Here is a 17,995-nt window from a genome sequence, read left to right as displayed (position 1 = left end):
TCTCCCACCCCAGCCCCCTCATAGACTGAAAGCACCCACCATGACAAAGCAATCGACGGACTCAGTGGAACTGAACACCGCTCAAATCAAAGTCGTAACCGCTGACGGCAGGATGGTGCGCAAAGCAACCTTTGCCGGCACCATGGGTTCCTTCGTGGAATGGTACGACTACGGCATCTACGGCCTGCTGACCACGTACCTGGCCATGAACATCATGGGTTCCAAGGACGTCGGCTCCCTACTCCTGACCAACGTCGGCTTCCTGGTGAGCTTCCTGGCCCGCCCCTTCGGCAGCGTCATCTGTGGTTTCCTGGGTGACCGGCTGGGCCGCAAGAACCTGCTCGCCGTCCTCCTGCTCCTCATTTCCGGGGCCACCGCCTGCATCGGCCTCATCCCGTCCTACTCGGTCATATTCTGGGCCGCTCCGGCCTTGCTGATCCTGTTCCGGATCCTTCAGGGCTTCTCCGCCGGCGGCGAAGTGGCAGGGGCCATGGCGTTCGTGGGCGAATACGCCCATAACAAGCACCGCAACTACTCCATGAGCTTCATCGCGGTCGGTTCCTTCTGCGCCCTGCTTTTCGGTAGCGCCCTCTCCGCCGGCCTCATCACCACCCTCGGCGACTCGACCATGCAATCCTGGGCGTGGCGCATCCCGTTCCTCTTCGCCTTGCCCTTGGGCTACGTCGGCTTCTACATCCGCTCCAAGATGGAAGACACCCCGCACTTCGCCGCACTACGTGAGCGCAACGAGGTGGAAGGCAACCCGCTGCGCACCGTCTTCACGTCCAAGCGCCACCTCAAAGCCATCGCGCTGACCATCTTCCTCCCCGCGCTGAACGGCCCCGGCTACTACCTCCTGTTCGCCTACATGCCCACGTACCTGAAGACCCAGCTGGGTGCAAGCAACAACTTCACGATGCTCCAGGCGCTCCTCGTCACTGCGGTCAGCCTGGTGGCGATCATCATCGCGATCCCGCTGATGGCCCGCCTTTCCGACCGGATCGGCCGCAAGCCGGTGCTGGCTCTCTCCGCCGTGCTCATGGCACTGGTTTCGTACCCGATGTTTGCCATGATCACCACCGGCAACATGCCGCTTGCCTGCGTTGCCACGGTAGTCATGGCCATCGCCTTCTCCGGCCACGCCGCCGTCGTCCACACTGTGTTGACCGAAATGTTCCCCACCACGGTCCGCTACAGCGCGTATAGCATCGGCTTCAGCATCAGCACCATCATCTTCGGCGGCAGCGCACCATTGGTGATGACTGAACTCATCAAAGCCACCGGCAACAGCATGGTTCCCGCCTACGCCTCGATCGGCACGGCCATCATCACGCTCGTCTCGGTCTACTTCCTGAAGGAAACCAAGGGCCAGCCCCTGCAGACGCACTAGTAGCGGACCACCAGAACCTCGACGGCGGCGGCCGCCCGCCACCGAAACGGCAGCCGCCGCCGTCGAACCCTAAGCAAAACAAGAGAACCACCGGGAGTCACCTTGAGCATCAATTCAGTCGCCGTCGTCGCAGACCTCGGCGAAAGCTACGGCAACTACACGATCGGCGACGACGACGCCCTCCTGGGTCTCGTCACCGCCTCCAACATCGCCTGCGGTTTCCATGCCGGCGATCCGCGGGTCATGGATGCCACCGTCAAGGCTTGCGTGGAGCGCGGCATCGAACTCGGTGCCCACCCCGGCTACCCGGACCTAGTGGGCTTCGGACGCCGCCTGATCGAGGCCAGCGAGGAAGAAATCCGCACCGATGTCCTCTACCAGATCGGCGCCCTGGACGCGTTCGCCCGCATCCACGGCGGCAAGATCAGCCACGTGGCCCCGCACGGCCGCATGGGCAGCATCGCCCAGACCGACGCCAAGCACGCCCGAGCCATCACCGATGCCATCAAGGCCTACGACCCCTCCTACATCGTGATCTGCCAGAACGGCCTCCTGGCCGATGAATCCCGCAAGCGCGGACTCGAAGTGGGCTACGTCTTCCTGGCGGACCGGGGCTACGGCGAAGACGGCATGCCAGTCTCCCGCAACACCGAAGGCGCGCTCCTGCATGACCCGGAGGAAATCGGCCGACGCGTGGTCCAGGTGGTTATCGAGGGCACTGTCCGCGCTGTCACCGGCAAGGTGGTCCCGCTCGGGCACGATGCCGACGTCGTCCTCCTCCACGGCGACCACCCGCAGGTCCTCCAGAACGGCACCGCCCTCCGCGCGGCCTTGGACAAGGCGGGCATCAAAGCCACCGGACTCCAGGAAGTCCTCGCCGAAAAGGCCCGGCTCGCCACCGTCTGAACCGGCCACTGTCTGAACTGAGCAACACCCGGATCCATCACCCGTACCACCGAGCAGGACTCATGACCACGCATACAGCATACGCGGAGCGGTTGCACCACCCGCCCGAATTGGCAGCCGAGCCGTTTGGCGATTCAGCCCTCATGCTCAGGGTCAAGAACGACGACGCCGACTTCCGCCGGACGGCGAGCAGCCGCCTCCGCGATGTGCTGCTGGAAGTGCGGCCATACGGGGTACTGGATATCGTGGCCGGTGTTGAGTCCTTGTTGGTCGAGTTCGATTGCCTGGCCGTGACCCACGAACAGTTAGCGCAAACCATTCGTTTGGCAGTTGCCGGTAAAGGCCTGGAACCGGGAGGCGCTAGCGCCTCGCAATCACTTTTTGTCATCCCGATGGTGGTCAGCGAGGAATTCTCTCCCGACCTTCCGGGTGTGGCCGAGGAATTGGGCCTGGGTTCGGAGGCGGTCCTGCAGCAGTTCTCATCCTCAGTGCTGACCATCAACCTGTTGGCCGCGGCCATGGCCCCCATGATGGGCGGCGTGCAATTCCCGGGCCAGGTGAGCCGTTGCGTCGAGCCGCGGACCAATGTGGAACCCGGATCCGTGATGGTGGCCGGTACCAATGCCATCATCCAACCCTTCCCTGGGCCGAGCGGTTGGAAGGTGATTGGCCGGACTCCGCTGACCATCTGCGACATCCGCGAAGATCCCGCCACGTCCTACAAGCCGGGGGATCTGGTGCGCTTCGAGGTGGTTCCGGAGGGCGAGTGGGCGCGGCTCGAAGGCCAATTCCTGCGGGCTAGCGCGGCCAGCAGGCAGGAAGGGGGCCACGGTGACCTTCCCTGAGCGTGCGATCGGCATCAAGGTGAGCGAGGCCGGCTGGCTGTCCACTTTCCAGGACCTGGGCCGCGAGAATTCCGAGTTCATGGGTGTCCCCTGCGGAGGCGCGGCGGACCAGCACTCCGCGGCCGCGGCCAACATCCTGGTCGGAAATAGCCGCAAGTCCACGTGCCTGGAAATCATGGGTGGACGTTTTGCGTTCACGGCCACGCAGGACGTCATGTGTGCCGTGACCGGGGTTCCCGCAGAAATCACGGTCGACGGCGATCTGGTCGCCATGTGGGAGCCGCTCTGTATTCCGGCTGGCGCCCGGGTTGTGCTTGCCAAAGCCAGCGGCGGTATGCGGAACTACATGGCTTTCAGCGGGGACCTGGAAACTGCCCGCTTCATGGGAAGCGCCGCGCCGGAATCCCGGATGGGTTTCCCGCAACAGCTCGCTCCCGGCCAGACACTCACCCTCCACAGCCGGTACCGCGGATTCACGCACCCGTTCCTGACCCAGCCCCTGTTCCGGCTTCCAGTTCCAGCGCCGGACTTCAGCCCGGACGTGTGGACCATCGACGTCGTCGACGGCCCCGAAACGGATCGGACGCCGGGCATTCGGAAGCTGCTCAGCTCCAGCCACTACACCGTGGGCACCAAATCCAACCACGTTGGCCTGCGTTTGGACGGGCCGGTGGTGCATCCCGAGGGGCTCGGAGAAATCGTGTCCCATGGGGTCCCAATCGGCGCATTCGAAATCCCGCATGGCGATGAGCTCATCATCCTGGGTCGCTCAAGGACGCTGACCGCTGGCTACCCGATTGTGGCGGTCGCAGCCAAAGCTTCCCTCTCCATGCTGGGCCAGGCCAGTCCCGGTCGGAAGATGACCTTCCGCTGGATCAGCAACGCCGAAGCCGTGGAGCAATACCGCGAACAGCAGCGCCTCCTGGCGCATCTGGAAGAGCGCGTGCACGCCCTGTTTGCCGCCGTCGGGCTCCCCGTCTCCGCAATCTCCGCGGCCTCGCCGAGTCCCGCAGCGGCGTGAAGCATCGACGCGAAGAAAAACACTTGACCATCATCGTCTGAAATGAGAAACTCTTCTCATATGTGATGGGTATCTCAAATGATTCTAAGAACACGAGGAACTGACACCATGGGACTTCTGGACGGCAAGCTCGCGATCATCACCGGCGCCGGTACCGGCATGGGACGCTCGACGGCGGCCCTGCTGGCGACCGAGGGTGCCGCGGTGGTGCTGGTGGGGCGGCGTGAAGGCGTGCTGCAGGAACTCGCCGCGGAAATCGTTGCCGACGGCGGCCGCGCCGTTGCCCGGGCCGCGGACATCACCTCCAAAGACGATGTAGACGCGCTGCTGGACTGGGTCCACGTGAATCTGGGCCCGGTGGACATCCTTGTCAACAACGCAGGCAGCTCCAGCAAGGTCCTCAACGTTCGCTGGATCAGTCAGCAGGAGTGGAATGACGTCCTGGACGTCAACCTCAACGCCGTCTACCTTCTCAGCCAGGCAGTCCTTCCGGACATGCTGGCCCGCAAGACCGGAACCATCATCACGGTCTCTTCGCTCGCAGCCGTGAACCCCAACTTGCTTGGCGGCGCCGCGTATGGCGCGGCCAAGGCCGCGGTCCGGAATTTCATGACGTACCTGCACAACACCTTCCGCAACGACGGACTGCGCGCGGTGACCATCCTGCCCGGCGAAACCGCCACTCCCATCCTGGACAACCGCGCGCGCCCGCCCCGCGCAGAGGAGCGCGATGCCATGGTGCAGCCCGAAGACGTGGCCCGAGCCATTCACCTCGTGGCCACGCTGCCCCAGCGCACCGTCGTCCAGGAATTGGTCATCGCCCCCACGATCCAGCGGGATACCTCCGGTGACATCGAGATCAGCCGCTGGGCCGGAGCTCCCGCCGATGAGGCGCCGCAGTGATGAAGCCCCGCAGACTCTACGCACCCGCGGCTGCGACAAAGACCCCCAAAACAACCTCAGCCACCACCCAGATCAGGACCCTCATGACACTCGAGCCAGCCACCGCCGTCGCCGATTTCCAGCCGTCCGAGGCGGTGCAGCGCATCCAGCGCACATCGCTGCGGGTGCAGCAGCCCCAATCCAAGGGGGACCTTGTCTCCTTGGCCATGGGCGAGCCGGACTTCGACACCCCGGCCCAGGTTCGAGCAGCAGCCGCCCGCGCCCTCGAGGACGGCTTCACCCACTACTCGCCGTTGCTCGGCGAGCTGGTGCTTCGCGAGGAGCTGGCTGCCCGTATCGGCCAGCTCCTCGGCGGAGTGGCCAGCCCTGGCGACGTGCTCATCACGCAGGGCGGCACGGCCGGCCTGTCCGCGGCGATCCTTGGCATCGTCAACCCAGGCGACAAAGTGGTCATCCCGGATCCCACCTATTCCCTGTACGCGGATCTCGTGAGCATGGCCGGGGGCATCACCGTGCCGGTGCCGCTGGCCGATGACCTGCACTGGGACCTTGAGGCACTGGCCGCCGCGCTTGAAGGCGCCAGGATGTTCGTCTTCTGCAACCCCTCCAACCCGACCGGCATCGTGCACTCCCGCCGCGAACTCGAAGCCCTCGCCGACATGGTGGCCGGAACAGACACCTTGATCCTTTCCGATGAGGCCTACAGCGATCTGGTCTACACGCCCGAACCCTTCACCTCGGCACTGGAAATCGAAGCCCTGGCCGGCCGGACCATCTACTGCCAGACCTTCTCCAAGAGCTATGCCATGACCGGCTGGCGCGTCGGCTACCTCTGGGGCCCGTCCGACGTCATGGCCTCTGCAGCCCGGGTCCACAACACCTTCAACGGTTCCATGAACCAGGCCGTGCAGTACGCCGCATTGACTGCCCTCAAGACGTGCGGGCCGGATATCGAGCGGATGCACGCTTCCTACGCCCTGCGTAGGGAACTCATGGCCAGCGGCCTCCAAGGGATTCCAGGCCTGACGGTCAGCTCGCCAGAGGGCGCGTTTTACCTTTTCCCCAAGTACGACGTCGAGCTGCCGGCCGCTGCGATGGTGGCGCACTTGCGCAACCACGGGGTAGCGGTCCGTCCCGGAAGTGAATTCGGCCGGAACGGCGAGTTTCACCTGCGCTTGTCCTACGCCGCCAGCTCGGAGGCGATCACCACCGGCGTGGAGCGGCTGGCGGCCGGACTGGCCGAGCTCCGGTGAGTTCCGACGTGGCCAGCGTAGCGCCTGCCGCTCAGGCGCTACGCTGGGATCTGACACGGAAGGGGGCGCCCATGCGCAGTGACACCCAACGCAACCGCCGCCAACTGGTGCGGGCCGCCGGGAAGCTCTTCGCCAAGGCCAAGGGCCCGGTGAGCATGACGGACATCGCTCGCGAAGCCGAGATCTCTCCGGCAACGGCCTACCGTCATTTCGCCTCGGTGGAGGACGTGCTGGCCGCGTTCCGCTTTGGTGTTGGTGAGAAGCTGCGCGATTTCAGCGTTGCCCAGACTACGTCCGGCGTGGAACTGCTGGAGAGCGTCAGCCGGCACTGGGTGGGTCTCGTCATCAAGCATGGTGGTTCCATGGTCCACACACGCTCCGGCGAGGGATACTTGGCCCGTCTTCGCTCCGGCGCGTACTACCTGACCATCCAAGCCGAGGCCTTGGAACGGCCACTTCGCGAGGCCTGCGAGGAACTCGGCCTCCCGCCCCTCGGGGACGAAGCCATGTTCCTATGGAACATCCTCTTTGACCCCCGAGAAATTTTCGATCTGCTCAACACTGTGGGCTTGGACAAAGACCAGGTGTCCACGAAGCTCTGTGCCGCGCTTCGGGGCGCCATGGCTGCGTGGGCCGCTACCGAGCCAACTCCGGCAAAGTGATCACCTCCTGTCCATCTTTTGTCAAGGAAATGGTCAGATTGACCAGTGTCAATTGAGTCCGTTGCGCCAACTGCAGGGTTCCTGTTGAAATTGTGGCAACGAGGGGAAAGGTTACCGCCGGACCCCGCAGGCTACGGATCCCCCGGTACACCACCCGGCCGCCGGAACACCGTCCCGCAAGGACGCAGCCGCTGATTGACTCTTGTTCACGCATTGTCTTTCCACACCCCGTCGGCCAAGTGCTGGCACCACCATAAGAGCCCCTGAGCCACCGAACGCGTTGCGGTAGCTGAGGGGCTCTTGTGCTGCCGGCATGGTGTTTCAGAGAGGCTGAATCAACACCGCGACATAGGCGTATTCATCTTGACAGGCGGTAATCCACTCGACATCCACCAGATCACCCGCCTTGAGGGACCTGTATCCGCCTGATTGCTGGATGGCCGAGAAATGTCCAAAACATTTCTTCCCGTCAGGAAGAATAAGTTCCCCCCAACCTTCTTCGGCTTTCCAGAAGGAAACCGTCGCCTTGACTCGAGCTGAGTTCAACGTGCCCCTCTCTTCGGAGATTAACCGTACGCAGGCACGCCCGGCGCCGCATAGTCTTGTGCCATGACTTCCGCCGGCCGCTTCGCCCCGAGTCCCTCCGGCGAGCTTCATGTGGGCAACTTGCGCACGGCAATGCTCGCGTGGCTCTTCGCGCGTTCCACGGGCCGCGACTTCCTGATGCGCGTGGAGGACCTCGACCGTGCGCGCGCCGGTGCCGAGGAAGTCCAGCTCCGGGACTTGGAAGCTGTCGGCGTGACGTGGGATGGCGTCGTCGTTCGCCAGACGGACCGTGCCGGGTTCTACAACGCCGCCATCGAACGGCTCACCGCGGCAGGACTCACGTACGAATGCTTCTGCACGCGGCGCGAGATCCAGGAAGCTCCGTCCGCCCCGCATGCTCCGCAAGGCGCCTACCCGGGGACGTGCAGGAACTTTTCGACGGCGGAACGTGAGATCCGCCGGGCCTCTCGCCCGGCTGCCATACGGCTCCGTTCCGAGACGCACGAATGGACTGTGGACGACCGCTTGCACGGGCCCTACACGGGCGCGGTGGATGACTTCGTGCTCCGCCGGAACGACGGCGTTACGGCCTACAATTTGGCCGTGGTGGTGGACGACGGGCAGCAAGGCGTGGACCAAGTGGTCCGCGGCGACGACCTCTTGTCCTCCGCACCCCGCCAGGCCTATCTGGCCTCGTTGCTGGGGTTGCCCGTGCCGGAATACGCCCATGTCCCCTTGGTACTGAATCGCGACGGCGCCCGGCTGGCCAAGCGCGACGGCGCCGTGACGCTCGGCGACCTTGCCGCCGTCGGACTGTCTGCCGGGGAGGTACGCGACATGATCCTCGAATCGCTCGGGCTGCCAGGGGTGCCCCTTGGTGACGCCCTGGACAGTTTTGATCCGGCCAGGTTGCCCCGCAAGCCGTGGGTGTGGAACGGCCACCATCAATCAACTCTCCGGAAAGGAGCCTAAGTGCTCGCGTATGTGCTGACCCGCTACGGCGGTGCCGACGCAATGGAGCTGCAGAACGTCCCCAAGCCGATTGCCGGTCCGGGCGAGGTCCTCATCAGGGTGTTTGCCGCAGGCCTCAACCCCGTGGACTACAAACAACGCGAAGGTGCCGTGCGCGTGATCACCAGGCCAAGGCTGCCTTTGGTGGCCGGCAGTGAGCTGGCCGGGATCGTGGAAGCGGTGGGACCTGGCGTCACGCGCTTTTCCACAGGAGACCGGGTGTTTGCCCGCGTGGACAAAGCCCTACTAGGTGCCTTTGCCGAGCACGCCGCGGTCCACGAGGATCTTGTGGCTCTCATGCCGAGGTCCCTCAGCTACACCGAGGCCGCGAGCCTTCCCCTGGCCGGGCTCACTGCCTTGCAGGCACTACGCGACGAACTCAAGGTCAAGCCCGGAACCAAGCTGTTCATCTCCGGAGGCGCAGGAGGGGTGGGAACCCTCGCCATCCAGGTGGCCAAATACTTTGGCGCCGAGGTGACCACGACTGCTTCTCCCCGTGGAGAAGAGTTGGTGCGGCGGCTCGGGGCGGACGCCGTCGTCGACTATACGAAGGAAAACCTCACCGAAGTCCTCCGTGGCTTCGACGCCGCCCTGGACCTGGTGGGCGGGGAGACACTGGAGCAGGCGTTCAAGATCCTCAAGCCGGGCGGCAAAGTGGTCAGCATCGCCGGCATGCCCGAACCGCAGACAGCCTTGAAAGATCTCGCCGCCTCGGCCTGGGTGGCCGCGCTGTTCTGGGCCGCAAGCTTCGGAATCCGGGGCCGCGCCCGGGAAGCGAAGGTCAAGTACCGCTACCTGTTCATGCACCCTAGCGGCGAGGACCTGAAATTCCTCGCACGCCTCGTGTCCGAAGGAAAGGTAGAACCCGTGGTGGACAGTACCTATCCTCTCGAAAAGATCGCCGATGCCTTCGCCGCACTGGAGCAGGGACACGCGAAGGGCAAGATCGTGGTGACCATGGACATTCACGGCAGCTAGGCTCTCCGGTTCCCTGGCCGAGCGTAGCGAGGTTTAGGGGGCGGAGGGGACTAGGCTGTCCGGGTGGATGCACAGACGATTGCCCCCGGATTCGAACAAGTCGCCGAACTCTTTGGCCGATACCTCAACGAGGACCCGGAATATTCAGCTCAACTCGCGGCCTACCACCGCGGCGTCAAAGTGCTGGACATCAGCGGTGGACCGCACCGCCGCCCGGATTCGGTCACCGGCGTCTTCTCCTGTTCCAAGGGCGTGTCCGGTCTGGTCATCGCACTGCTGGTCCAGGAAGGCCGTCTGGACCTCGACGCAGAAGTGGTCAAATACTGGCCGGAATTCGGTGCCGAAGGAAAAGCCACGATTACCGTGGCACAGCTGCTCTCCCACCAGGCAGGACTGTTGGGTGTTGAGGGCGGCCTTACTTTGGCGGAATACAACAACTCCGAACTGGCCGCCGCCAAACTCGCGCAGATGCGGCCACTCTGGAAGCCCGGGACCGCTTTTGGCTACCACGCCCTGACCATCGGCGTTTTCATGGAGGAGCTGTGCCGCCGGATCACCGGCTCCACGCTCCAGGAAATCTACGAACAGCGGATCCGCTCCGTCACGGGCTCCGATTTCTATCTGGGGCTTCCTGACTCCGAGGAGCCCCGCTACGCCACCCTCCGTTGGACGGCGGACCCGTCCCAGCCGTGGACCGACCCCGCCAGCCATTTCGGCCTTTCGGCCAACTCGGTGGTGGGTGGCATCCTGGACCTGCCCAATATCCGCGAGGTCCGGGCGGCTGGCCTGAGCTCTGCCGCTGGCGTTGCCAGCGCCGAAGGCATGGCCCGCGTCTACGCTGCGGCGCTCACCGGACTTGCCCCCGACGGCGGCCGTCCCGCCGTCGCGCCCCTCCTCAGCGAGGAGACCATCCAGACTGTCACGGCCGAACAGGTCTTCGGCATCGACCGGGTGTTCGGCGAGACCAGCTGTTTCGGGACGGTGTTCATGAAGTCGCACGCACGCTCGCCGTACGGCAGCTACCGGGCGTTCGGGCACGACGGCGCCAGTGCATCTTTGGGGTTCGCGGACCCTGTGTATGAGCTCGCTTTCGGGTACGTGCCGCAGCAGGCCGAGCCGGGCGGAGCCGGCTGCCGCAACCTTGAGCTGAGTGCCGCTGTGCGGAAGGCAATCAACGAGCTGGCTCAGTAGGATAAAGCATGACCGAACCGAGATTCACCGTTGAAACAGCCATGGTCCTTGCCGAGGTGGCGCACAACCGCCAGAAGGACAAGCTGAAGCGGCCCCACCGTGAGCACGTGCTGGCGGTAGGGGATGCGCTCGCCGATTTCGACGACGACATCCGGATCGCAGGCTACCTGCACGACATCGCCAAGGACACCCCCATCACCAAGCAGGCGTTGCTTGACATGGGTGTTTCGGAGCGCGCCGTGGCTATTATCGAACGGGTAACGCGGCGCTTCCAGGATGACCCGGACAGCGATGAGGCTGTCATTCTGCATATCGCGCAGGACCATGACGCCACGTTGGTCAAGATCGCCTGTAACGCCCACAACTCCGTGCCCGAGCGGGTGCGGGCGCTCGCCGAGAAATGGCCTGACAAGGCGCCCACCACGCGCTACGCAGACGCCCGGGAAGTGCTCTACAAAGCTGTGCCACGGGGAGAAATCCACCTGGTCCTGCAACGCATCAACCCGGATCTGCTGTCCGAGATGGACCGGTTGGCGGACTAGCACATGGCTGCGTAACCCTCACGTGTTCCTCAAGTCCTCATAGACTCGTGGAATGGAACGTATTGAACCGGTGTTTGATGGATTCGCGGAAGTTGAAGCGGCCGAGCCCGCCGTCGTCGCGGCTCACCTCTTTGTCCGCTCGTTCAGCGCGTTGACGAATAAGTCAGAGGCCAGGCTGAAGCGATACCCGATTCTGAAGCATTTATCGCAGTTGGGTGGGTTCGAGGCGGAGTTGCGGTTCTTCCGTGGCAGTGACGTCAAGACACTCGCGGCAGAAAGGCTCACCTTGGAGTGTGTACTCCTTTGGGAAAATGCGGCACTTGCGGCGCGATGGAACGAAGACCTTTGGCTGCTGAGGGCCGGTCAGGATGCGCTTTCCAGCGGTGATCCGTTCGAAACCACCCTTGGCGCCCTCCGCCATGTCCCCCGGCAACCATTGGGATGAGATTGCCGGGGAATACGAGCCGGAATCAGTGCATTTCTTCGTGGCCGACGAGCTGAAGGACCAGCCAGCTTGAAAGAGCCGCACGGCGAGGCGCCTAGGCTAGTCCCCGCCCATCAACCTTCGGCGATGCTTGAGTTCCTTGACCCAGTCCCTGGTCTGCACCGCCCCGAAAGGTGAGGCTCCGGCGTCGAGGTCTGCGATGAGCGGGCCCGACGCCTTGAGGGCGATCTCCAGGACACCCTCCGCCGCGCGCTCGGTCAGCCCGAGTTTCCCGGCCCAGGCAAGGAAGTGCTTCCGGGAGATGCCGCTCTTCTTCCCGCCGATGCCCAGCGCGAGCGTCTTGTCCCCATAGACAACTGTGGACGGGATGTCGTAGACGGGGGCGATGGTGTACTCGACCTGCGGCGATTGGACCATGGACACATTTTTGGCATGGAGGTCGCCGTTGCCGCTGAGCCAGGCGAAGGCCAGCTGGATGGCCAGATTCCGCACGGCCGGCAGGGGCGCAGAACAGTGTGACGCCAAAGCCGTGCACACCTCGCCGAAAGGCACGCTGTACTTGTCCGCCGGATACAGTCCCAGCACTTGGGCCCCGTCCTCGACGGCGAGACGAACCGCGGTGCCGTCGGCTCCGGTGAGCCGATCGAAACGCTCCACGAGCAGCCCGGCCCGCCCACCGACGTCGTGCACTAACTGGACGGCACTCAAAGGGATCCGCAGCCTGCGTGCATAACGGAACATGAGGAACTCGTTTTCCACGACGAACGGGAACTCGGGTGCATTGAGTTTGAGGATGAAGCGCTTGCCGGCTTGCGCCACGGGGAGAGAGATCATCCCGGCAGACAACTTGTCCTGCACACCCGCCAATGCCACAGGATCGATGAGGCCAGAATCGCCGAGCAGGGCATCGAAGTCGAGCGGCAGCTTCGAATCGAGTACGACGGCGGAGCCTCCCTCCGTGCGCGGCTCACCGTGGGGGACGGTCTGGACATCGCCCACGGCGTCCCCTCCGGCGCCCATCAGGAGCGCGAGCTCGTCGTCGGCGCTGGCCTTGACCGCCCTGCGGAGGGAGTTCAGCCGGCGGCCCTCCGGCAGGAGACCGGTGAAGTAGGGCGGAACGGCGCCGCTCGGCGTGAACACCGCTTCTTGCGTCAGCGGCAGGGTGGTGGCCACGGCGGGACCGCCTGATTCGAGGTAACGCGGCAAGTAGCTGAACTTGGTGCCGCCTTCTTGCCGCTCGATCCGGGCAGCCAGGACTCCTTGCTTGTAGACGTCGGCGATGCGGTGGAATGTCATGACTGGCTGTTTGCAGTCCGGCTGCTCGCGGCCTTCACCGTGAGTTCAAGGCCTAGAGTGCCAAGCACGGCCAGGAGCGGTTCCAGCTGGACCGTCGTCTTTCCTTGCTCCACGAAACGGACGAATCGCTCCGAGACGCCGGCGAGGTCTGCGAGGTCGGACTGGCTCAGGCTCAGGGAGGCGCGGCGCGCACGGACTTTGGCGCCGAGGGACTCGGTGAATTCCTTGGGGGACATGTCCACCCTTCCTGAGTGTTCCGTGCACGTTCCGTGCACGTTCCGTGCACATTCCTGCGTCCGTGGGGCCGCGTTCCGGTACGTTCGTGCCGGTTTCTCCATTTTCGGCCCTGCTGGGGCGCGAATCAAGGGTTGTTGGGTGGGATTCGGTACGTTCGTGCCGGTCAACCGTGTCCAAACCCGCGAATCGGCTACCCTACCGGCCTCGCCTTGAGTCTCTCCAGCGCTGCTTCTCGGCGTGCGGCCCCGCGCTTTTCGTCGATCACGATCGAGATTGCCAACGCCGCCACAATCACCATCATGCACACAGGAACGGAGACACCCAGGGCAGCCAAACCCACACTGCCGGAGAGCAAGACGACCACAAGGCCTGTGACGCCGATGAGGGCGGGGTCGAAACCCAGTAAGTAGCCGTACAGCGAACTCAGGGCCACCTTGAACAGGGCCACAGGGACGGCGATCGTGGCCACTACCGCAGCGGCGCTGATGTGGGCTTCGTGGTCGATGAAGAAGGCAGCCACATGAAGGCCGGCGCCGGTGGCGGCGATGGACCCGAAGATGAACATATGGCCGTACCCGAAGGCGAATGCCCGGTGTCGCTGGTAATGCAGGGCGTGGCCGGACGGGAGGATGAAGTAGATCCACCACATTGCAAAGGCCAGTCCTGTTCCGCCGAGGCCCACAAGGGCGGCATCAACGGACCAACCATGCATTGCCACGATCGCGCGAAGGGTTTCGATTGCGCCAATGAGGCACTCACCCAAGGCGATGATGGCCAGGAGTCCGTAGCGTTCCGCGATGTGGTGCGCGTGCCACGGAGTCTTGGCTTTGCGCTCGGCGATGTACGGGGTGGCCATTTCCAGCAGGAAGAGCGGGGCAGCCATGAGGAAGTTCGTGAGGATGTCTGCCTGGACAATCAGCACCACCACCCAGCCAATCTGTGCCACCACCAGGAATTTCGCGTAGGTGAGGCAAGCTCGTCGGCGTTCCGGATCCTGCTTCGCCGCGCGCAGCCACTGGAACACCAACGCCAACCGCATGATGATGTAGCCCAGCACCATGGTGGAGTTGTCCACATGGTGGCCTTCTGCGAGCGAGTGGAACATCGGTTCGATACCCATGGCAAGGATGAGTACACCCACCATCTGCACCATGGTGACAACCCGGAAAACCCAGTCGTCAGTGTCGTAGGCGCTGGCAAACCACGAGAAATTGATCCAGGCCCACATGACGGCGAACATCGCGAAGGTGAAGCCCATCAACCCGGAACCGAAACGGGCCTCTGCCAGCTCGTACGCGAATTGGCTACCAGCAACCCCAAAGGCGATGACGAACGTCAGATCAAAGAAGAGCTCCAGAGGTGTGGCCGTGCGATGGAGCTCGTGGGGATCGCGCCCGCCCATGCGCGACAGTGCATGGCGCAATGGATTCATGGACATGGTTCAGGGTACCGCCGGGAGGCCCCCGGAGTCCCGGTCCCGGGCGAGCATCCCTGGGTCCCTCTTGGCCCACAACAGCAGCCCGATGTACGTCAGGTCGAAGACGCTGCAGAGGGCGCCGATGCCCAGGATGAACGGTGAACTCTCCAACACACCGAAAGTGATGGTGGGCGCGAGGGTCCCGATCCACTTGGCCACGGCGATCACCATGGATTGGCCTTGCAGGCTCCGGCGGGCTGCGAACATGGCGATGAACAGGCCGGACATCAGGAGATTCTGTAGGAATGCGGCGTACCGCGATGCGGGATCCCAATCGAACTCGGCAATGAACAGCCACTGCACGGCGAAGGATGCCAGGCCCAGCAGAACCGCCCATCCGATGAACAGCGGCCGTGTGACAAACCCGGGAAGTTCCCGCCTGCCGAACGCAAGGAAGGTGTACACAATCACGACGTCGGCCAACGCCCAGGCAATGTTGATGACCCCCTGCACGGAGATTCTCGTGCTGAGCGCATGGACCGCATAGATGGACTCCCACGCGATGTTCAAGCCGAGGGCTGCTGCCGGAATGGCGTAGCTCTTGTGGCGAAATCCGACCAGGATCGCGCAAATGTAGACCGTTGTCCAAGCGACCCCGCTCAGGATTGTCAGAAACAACACCATGGACCCTCCTCGTCCTCAGGCGTCCCCGCCCATTTCGCCGGAAGTCCTCCCGTTCGCCGGAATCTTCCGGCGAGTCCGCACGCTTCCGGCGAATTGGCGGGCGGGCGGCCGAAAAGGGACTTGCTACACGCGACCCAACACGTCGATGTCCTCGAGGAAGTCCTGGTGGACCTCGTCGCTGACCGTGGTACGGGTATCGGCGATCGCGTCGAGGTAGTCCTGCGTGACCGGTCCCTTGCGCCCGTTCGACGCCGGTGCGCGTCCCCCGGCGGACGCGCTGACAGCGTCCGCTGTGTAAACCGCTTTTTCCAAAGCGCGCTGGGAGGCACTGCGCGCCGCATATTCGATGTCCGCGGGGGAGAAGCCCTCGGTCCGTGATACCAGCAATCCCACGTCCACCGAGTCCACCACAGTGGCCGGGATGAATCGCTGCCACATGGCTTCGCGGGCGTGGACGTCGGGCAGGCCGATGGGGATCACGTAGTCGAAGCGGCCGTGGCGCAAGAAAGCGGTGTCCAAGGCGCGGATGAAGTTGGTGGCGCACACCAGCAGGCGGCCAGGCTGTTCACGGAAAGCCGGGATGATCTTGAGGAGCTCGTTGGTGACGCCCTGTAACGGCGACGGCGGCTCGCCAGACCGCTGGGACGCGATCTCTTCGACCTCGTCGATGAATACCACGGCGTGCTCCAGTTCGGCGATTTCCAGGAACGTCTCGCGCAGCGCGCCTGCCAGGCCCTTCGGATCGGCGGCCAGGCGTGAGGGGAAGACTTCCACGAAGGGCCACTCAAGGCGCGAGGCAATTGCCTTGGCGAACGTCGTCTTGCCGGTACCGGGAGGACCGAACAGTACGACGGCGCGCGGCGGCACCACGCCGTATTCGTCCGCAAGGTCGGCCTCGGCCAGCGGCAGGACCAGGCGGCGTTCCAGCAGCTCCTTTTCACGCCGCATGCCGGCGACGTTTTCCCACAAGTCGCGGGCGAGGATCCGGCCGCCCAGCAGGCTCAGTGGCTCAAGCTCCTGGCGCTGCACCGGAATGGTCCGCTCGAAATAGCGCAGGTTCTTCTTCACCACGAAGCCGCGGCCGAGGAACGCTTCCACGCGGGTTTCGCTTTCCGGCATGAGTGCCGAGAGCTTGTTGAGGCCATGCGGAGCCATTCGATTCTCGACGGCGGCCAGTAGCGAAGTGCCGATCCCGCGGCCGCGGAACTCGGGCAGCGTGGCCAGGAAGACGATCCAGCCCTGGTCATGGGCCGCGCGTCCGACGGCGGCGCCCACCACCTGGTCGCCCTGCACCGCCACGACGGCGTGGTCCTTCTGGCACGACGCCAGCACCTCGGAGAGCGCGTAGACGGGATCCACGTTGTCCGCTTTGAGCGACTCCCAAAGGTGCAGGATGCCGTCCATATCCGACGAGTGGAAGTCCCTGATGCGCCAATTGCTCATGCCTGCTCCTTGGTCGATCGCCATCGATTGCCTGGTGTTGAGCATAGGCGAATCGGCGGCGGAGCGGGGTTGCGCGGGCGTTGCGTTACGTCGCCAATTCTCTGGTGGCCCGGCTGGCGATGAGTCCTGCTACGTGTTCCGCGTCCCGGCCGACACCGCCTACGAGGCCCGAGGTCAGTCCATATTGGAAGGGCAAGCCCACAAAGAACAGCCCTGGCAGCTGTTCCACGGCGCCGCGAGAGGTGGCGGGCCAGCCGTGTTCGTCCTCGGGAAGGCCGCGGATCCAGCCAAAGTCAGGTTGGTATCCGCTTGCCCACATCACGGTGGCCACAGGTAGCGTCCTGCCATCCTGTAGCAGAGGTTGGCCGTCCCGGGCGCCAGCGAGCCGGGGGAGACGTGTCACTCCTGCGACCTCGAGTTCCTTGACGGAGGTCCGGATCAGCGGTGCGCCATGCTGGGTGAAGTCGGTTGCGACCTTGCGGCCCATCGGTGTGGATCGGGTCAGTGCGTGGTGGATCATGAACCACCACAGCCCGCCGGCGTAGCGCAGTACCGGGCCCGGGACGTGGAATGGTGGAGTGCCTGCGATATACGTGCGGTGGGACGACGCGAGTTCCACGGCGATTTCGACCCCGGAAGTCCCGGAACCGACCACAAGGACATCTCCGGGTGGAATGGCCTCCGGATTGGAATACTCCGCGCCGTGAAGTTGGTGGATCGCGGGATCCAGTGCCCCCGCTCCTGCCGGAATCCGCGGCCGTGCATTGGCGCCGGTTGCGACAACCACGTTCTTGGCCAGGAACGATCCGGTGCTTGATTGGATTTTGAACTTGCCGTCCGCGCGCTCGACGCCGGTGACCTGGACACCATGACTTACCGGGAGCTCCCAGTTCTTGGCGTAATCCTCAAGATAGTCGGCCATGGCGTCTTTGGCTGGAAAACTGCCCCGAGTTGCGGGAAATGGTTGGCCAGGCAATGAGTCGTGCTGCGCCGGCGTGAAGAGCCGCAAGGAATCCCAACGGTTCCGCCACACATCGCCAATGCGGGCCTGTGAATCCAAGATCAGGAAGTCCTGGCCGCGTTTCTTCAGATGGAATCCTGTGGCGAGACCTGCCTGCCCGGCGCCGATAACCATCGTGTCCACTGGCTCAATGCTGTCCATCGCGAAGCCTCCTGAGGTGCGAATCCTGGCGTCATTAGAATAACATTCCAGTCATTAGAATGC

At 64.1% G+C, this 17,995-nt stretch carries 18 protein-coding genes; 12 read left to right on the top strand and 6 right to left on the bottom strand.

Features of this window, described 5'->3' with window-relative positions:
- The first annotated feature begins 40 nt into the window (after positions 1-40).
- The 12 genes from HNP00_RS20255 (at position 41) to HNP00_RS20200 (ending at position 11,693) form a co-directional block, all read left to right on the top strand.
- Positions 41-1,390: an MFS transporter gene (locus HNP00_RS20255; RefSeq protein ID WP_184741513.1), complete on the top strand. Its 1,350-nt coding sequence runs from the start codon at positions 41-43 to the stop codon at positions 1,388-1,390.
- Between the two features lie 102 nt (positions 1,391-1,492).
- Positions 1,493-2,296 (top strand): LamB/YcsF family protein, encoded by an 804-nt coding sequence (locus HNP00_RS20250; RefSeq protein WP_184741512.1) that lies wholly within the window; start codon positions 1,493-1,495, stop codon positions 2,294-2,296.
- 62 nt (positions 2,297-2,358) lie between these two features.
- A complete protein-coding gene (locus tag HNP00_RS20245) occupies positions 2,359-3,141 on the top strand; it encodes a carboxyltransferase domain-containing protein (protein WP_184741511.1) in 783 nt (260 codons plus the stop codon).
- On the top strand, positions 3,128-4,162 hold the full coding sequence (locus HNP00_RS20240; RefSeq protein WP_184741510.1) for a biotin-dependent carboxyltransferase family protein: 1,035 nt from the start codon (positions 3,128-3,130) through the stop codon (positions 4,160-4,162). Before HNP00_RS20245 ends, HNP00_RS20240 begins: the two co-directional genes overlap by 14 nt.
- Before the next feature lie 108 nt (positions 4,163-4,270).
- The gene (locus HNP00_RS20235; protein ID WP_184741509.1) at positions 4,271-5,065 is read left to right on the top strand and encodes an SDR family oxidoreductase; all 795 of its coding nucleotides are present in this window, start codon (positions 4,271-4,273) and stop codon (positions 5,063-5,065) included.
- 83 nt (positions 5,066-5,148) lie between these two features.
- On the top strand, positions 5,149-6,318 hold the full coding sequence (locus tag HNP00_RS20230) for a pyridoxal phosphate-dependent aminotransferase (RefSeq protein WP_260405082.1): 1,170 nt from the start codon (positions 5,149-5,151) through the stop codon (positions 6,316-6,318).
- 71 nt (positions 6,319-6,389) lie between these two features.
- A complete protein-coding gene (locus tag HNP00_RS20225) occupies positions 6,390-6,980 on the top strand; it encodes a TetR/AcrR family transcriptional regulator (protein ID WP_184741507.1) in 591 nt (196 codons plus the stop codon).
- A 609-nt stretch (positions 6,981-7,589) separates the two neighbouring features.
- Positions 7,590-8,498, top strand: a complete 909-nt coding sequence (gluQRS, locus tag HNP00_RS20220; protein ID WP_184741506.1) for a tRNA glutamyl-Q(34) synthetase GluQRS — start codon at positions 7,590-7,592, stop codon at positions 8,496-8,498.
- Positions 8,499-9,515, top strand: coding sequence for an NADP-dependent oxidoreductase (locus HNP00_RS20215; RefSeq protein WP_184741505.1), 1,017 nt, complete (start codon positions 8,499-8,501; stop codon positions 9,513-9,515).
- A gap of 63 nt (positions 9,516-9,578) precedes the next feature.
- Positions 9,579-10,706 (top strand): serine hydrolase domain-containing protein, encoded by a 1,128-nt coding sequence (locus tag HNP00_RS20210; RefSeq protein ID WP_184741504.1) that lies wholly within the window; start codon positions 9,579-9,581, stop codon positions 10,704-10,706.
- A gap of 8 nt (positions 10,707-10,714) precedes the next feature.
- Positions 10,715-11,248, top strand: coding sequence for a phosphohydrolase (locus tag HNP00_RS20205; protein WP_184741503.1), 534 nt, complete (start codon positions 10,715-10,717; stop codon positions 11,246-11,248).
- A gap of 52 nt (positions 11,249-11,300) precedes the next feature.
- Entirely contained in the window at positions 11,301-11,693 is a 393-nt protein-coding gene (locus HNP00_RS20200) for a hypothetical protein (protein WP_184741502.1), read from the top strand.
- 99 nt (positions 11,694-11,792) lie between these two features.
- Here HNP00_RS20200 and HNP00_RS20195 read toward each other — a convergent pair whose 3' ends face one another.
- From HNP00_RS20195 to HNP00_RS20170, 6 genes are all read right to left on the bottom strand, one after another.
- Positions 11,793-12,989 carry a type II toxin-antitoxin system HipA family toxin gene (locus HNP00_RS20195; RefSeq protein WP_184741501.1) on the bottom strand — a complete coding sequence of 399 codons (1,197 nt, stop codon included), beginning with the start codon at positions 12,987-12,989 and terminating at the stop codon, positions 11,793-11,795.
- On the bottom strand, positions 12,986-13,225 hold the full coding sequence (locus HNP00_RS20190) for a helix-turn-helix transcriptional regulator (RefSeq protein WP_184741500.1): 240 nt from the start codon (positions 13,223-13,225) through the stop codon (positions 12,986-12,988). The genes HNP00_RS20195 and HNP00_RS20190 overlap by 4 nt, the downstream gene beginning before the upstream one ends.
- Positions 13,226-13,416: 191 nt before the next feature.
- On the bottom strand, positions 13,417-14,664 hold the full coding sequence (locus HNP00_RS20185) for a low temperature requirement protein A (protein WP_184741499.1): 1,248 nt from the start codon (positions 14,662-14,664) through the stop codon (positions 13,417-13,419).
- A 3-nt stretch (positions 14,665-14,667) separates the two neighbouring features.
- Complete coding sequence (locus HNP00_RS20180) at positions 14,668-15,327, bottom strand: hypothetical protein (RefSeq protein ID WP_184741498.1); 660 nt, start codon at positions 15,325-15,327, stop codon at positions 14,668-14,670.
- Between the two features lie 123 nt (positions 15,328-15,450).
- Positions 15,451-16,770, bottom strand: a complete 1,320-nt coding sequence (locus tag HNP00_RS20175) for an ATP-binding protein (protein ID WP_184741497.1) — start codon at positions 16,768-16,770, stop codon at positions 15,451-15,453.
- A gap of 85 nt (positions 16,771-16,855) precedes the next feature.
- A complete protein-coding gene (locus tag HNP00_RS20170) occupies positions 16,856-17,932 on the bottom strand; it encodes an NAD(P)/FAD-dependent oxidoreductase (RefSeq protein ID WP_221451679.1) in 1,077 nt (358 codons plus the stop codon).
- Between the last annotated feature and the right edge of the window lie 63 nt (positions 17,933-17,995).

Origin of the sequence: Arthrobacter sp. AZCC_0090, from assembly GCF_014207375.1 — a bacterium.
Taxonomy (GTDB): domain Bacteria; phylum Actinomycetota; class Actinomycetes; order Actinomycetales; family Micrococcaceae; genus Arthrobacter.
Note: the sequence above shows the minus strand (reverse complement) of the source record. Positions and strands in the feature narration are given on the sequence as shown.

Coding starts and splice junctions, on each gene's coding strand:
- HNP00_RS20255 (WP_184741513.1), top strand. CDS start 41: ATGACAAAGCAATCGACGGACTCAGTGGAACTGAACACCGCTCAAATC.
- HNP00_RS20245 (WP_184741511.1), top strand. CDS start 2,359: ATGACCACGCATACAGCATACGCGGAGCGGTTGCACCACCCGCCCGAA.
- HNP00_RS20235 (WP_184741509.1), top strand. CDS start 4,271: ATGGGACTTCTGGACGGCAAGCTCGCGATCATCACCGGCGCCGGTACC.
- HNP00_RS20230 (WP_260405082.1), top strand. CDS start 5,149: ATGACACTCGAGCCAGCCACCGCCGTCGCCGATTTCCAGCCGTCCGAG.
- HNP00_RS20225 (WP_184741507.1), top strand. CDS start 6,390: ATGCGCAGTGACACCCAACGCAACCGCCGCCAACTGGTGCGGGCCGCC.
- gluQRS (WP_184741506.1), top strand. CDS start 7,590: ATGACTTCCGCCGGCCGCTTCGCCCCGAGTCCCTCCGGCGAGCTTCAT.
- HNP00_RS20205 (WP_184741503.1), top strand. CDS start 10,715: ATGACCGAACCGAGATTCACCGTTGAAACAGCCATGGTCCTTGCCGAG.
- HNP00_RS20200 (WP_184741502.1), top strand. CDS start 11,301: ATGGAACGTATTGAACCGGTGTTTGATGGATTCGCGGAAGTTGAAGCG.
- HNP00_RS20195 (WP_184741501.1), bottom strand. CDS start 12,989: ATGACATTCCACCGCATCGCCGACGTCTACAAGCAAGGAGTCCTGGCT.
- HNP00_RS20190 (WP_184741500.1), bottom strand. CDS start 13,225: ATGTCCCCCAAGGAATTCACCGAGTCCCTCGGCGCCAAAGTCCGTGCG.
- HNP00_RS20185 (WP_184741499.1), bottom strand. CDS start 14,664: ATGTCCATGAATCCATTGCGCCATGCACTGTCGCGCATGGGCGGGCGC.
- HNP00_RS20180 (WP_184741498.1), bottom strand. CDS start 15,327: ATGGTGTTGTTTCTGACAATCCTGAGCGGGGTCGCTTGGACAACGGTC.
- HNP00_RS20175 (WP_184741497.1), bottom strand. CDS start 16,770: ATGAGCAATTGGCGCATCAGGGACTTCCACTCGTCGGATATGGACGGC.
- HNP00_RS20170 (WP_221451679.1), bottom strand. CDS start 17,932: ATGGACAGCATTGAGCCAGTGGACACGATGGTTATCGGCGCCGGGCAG.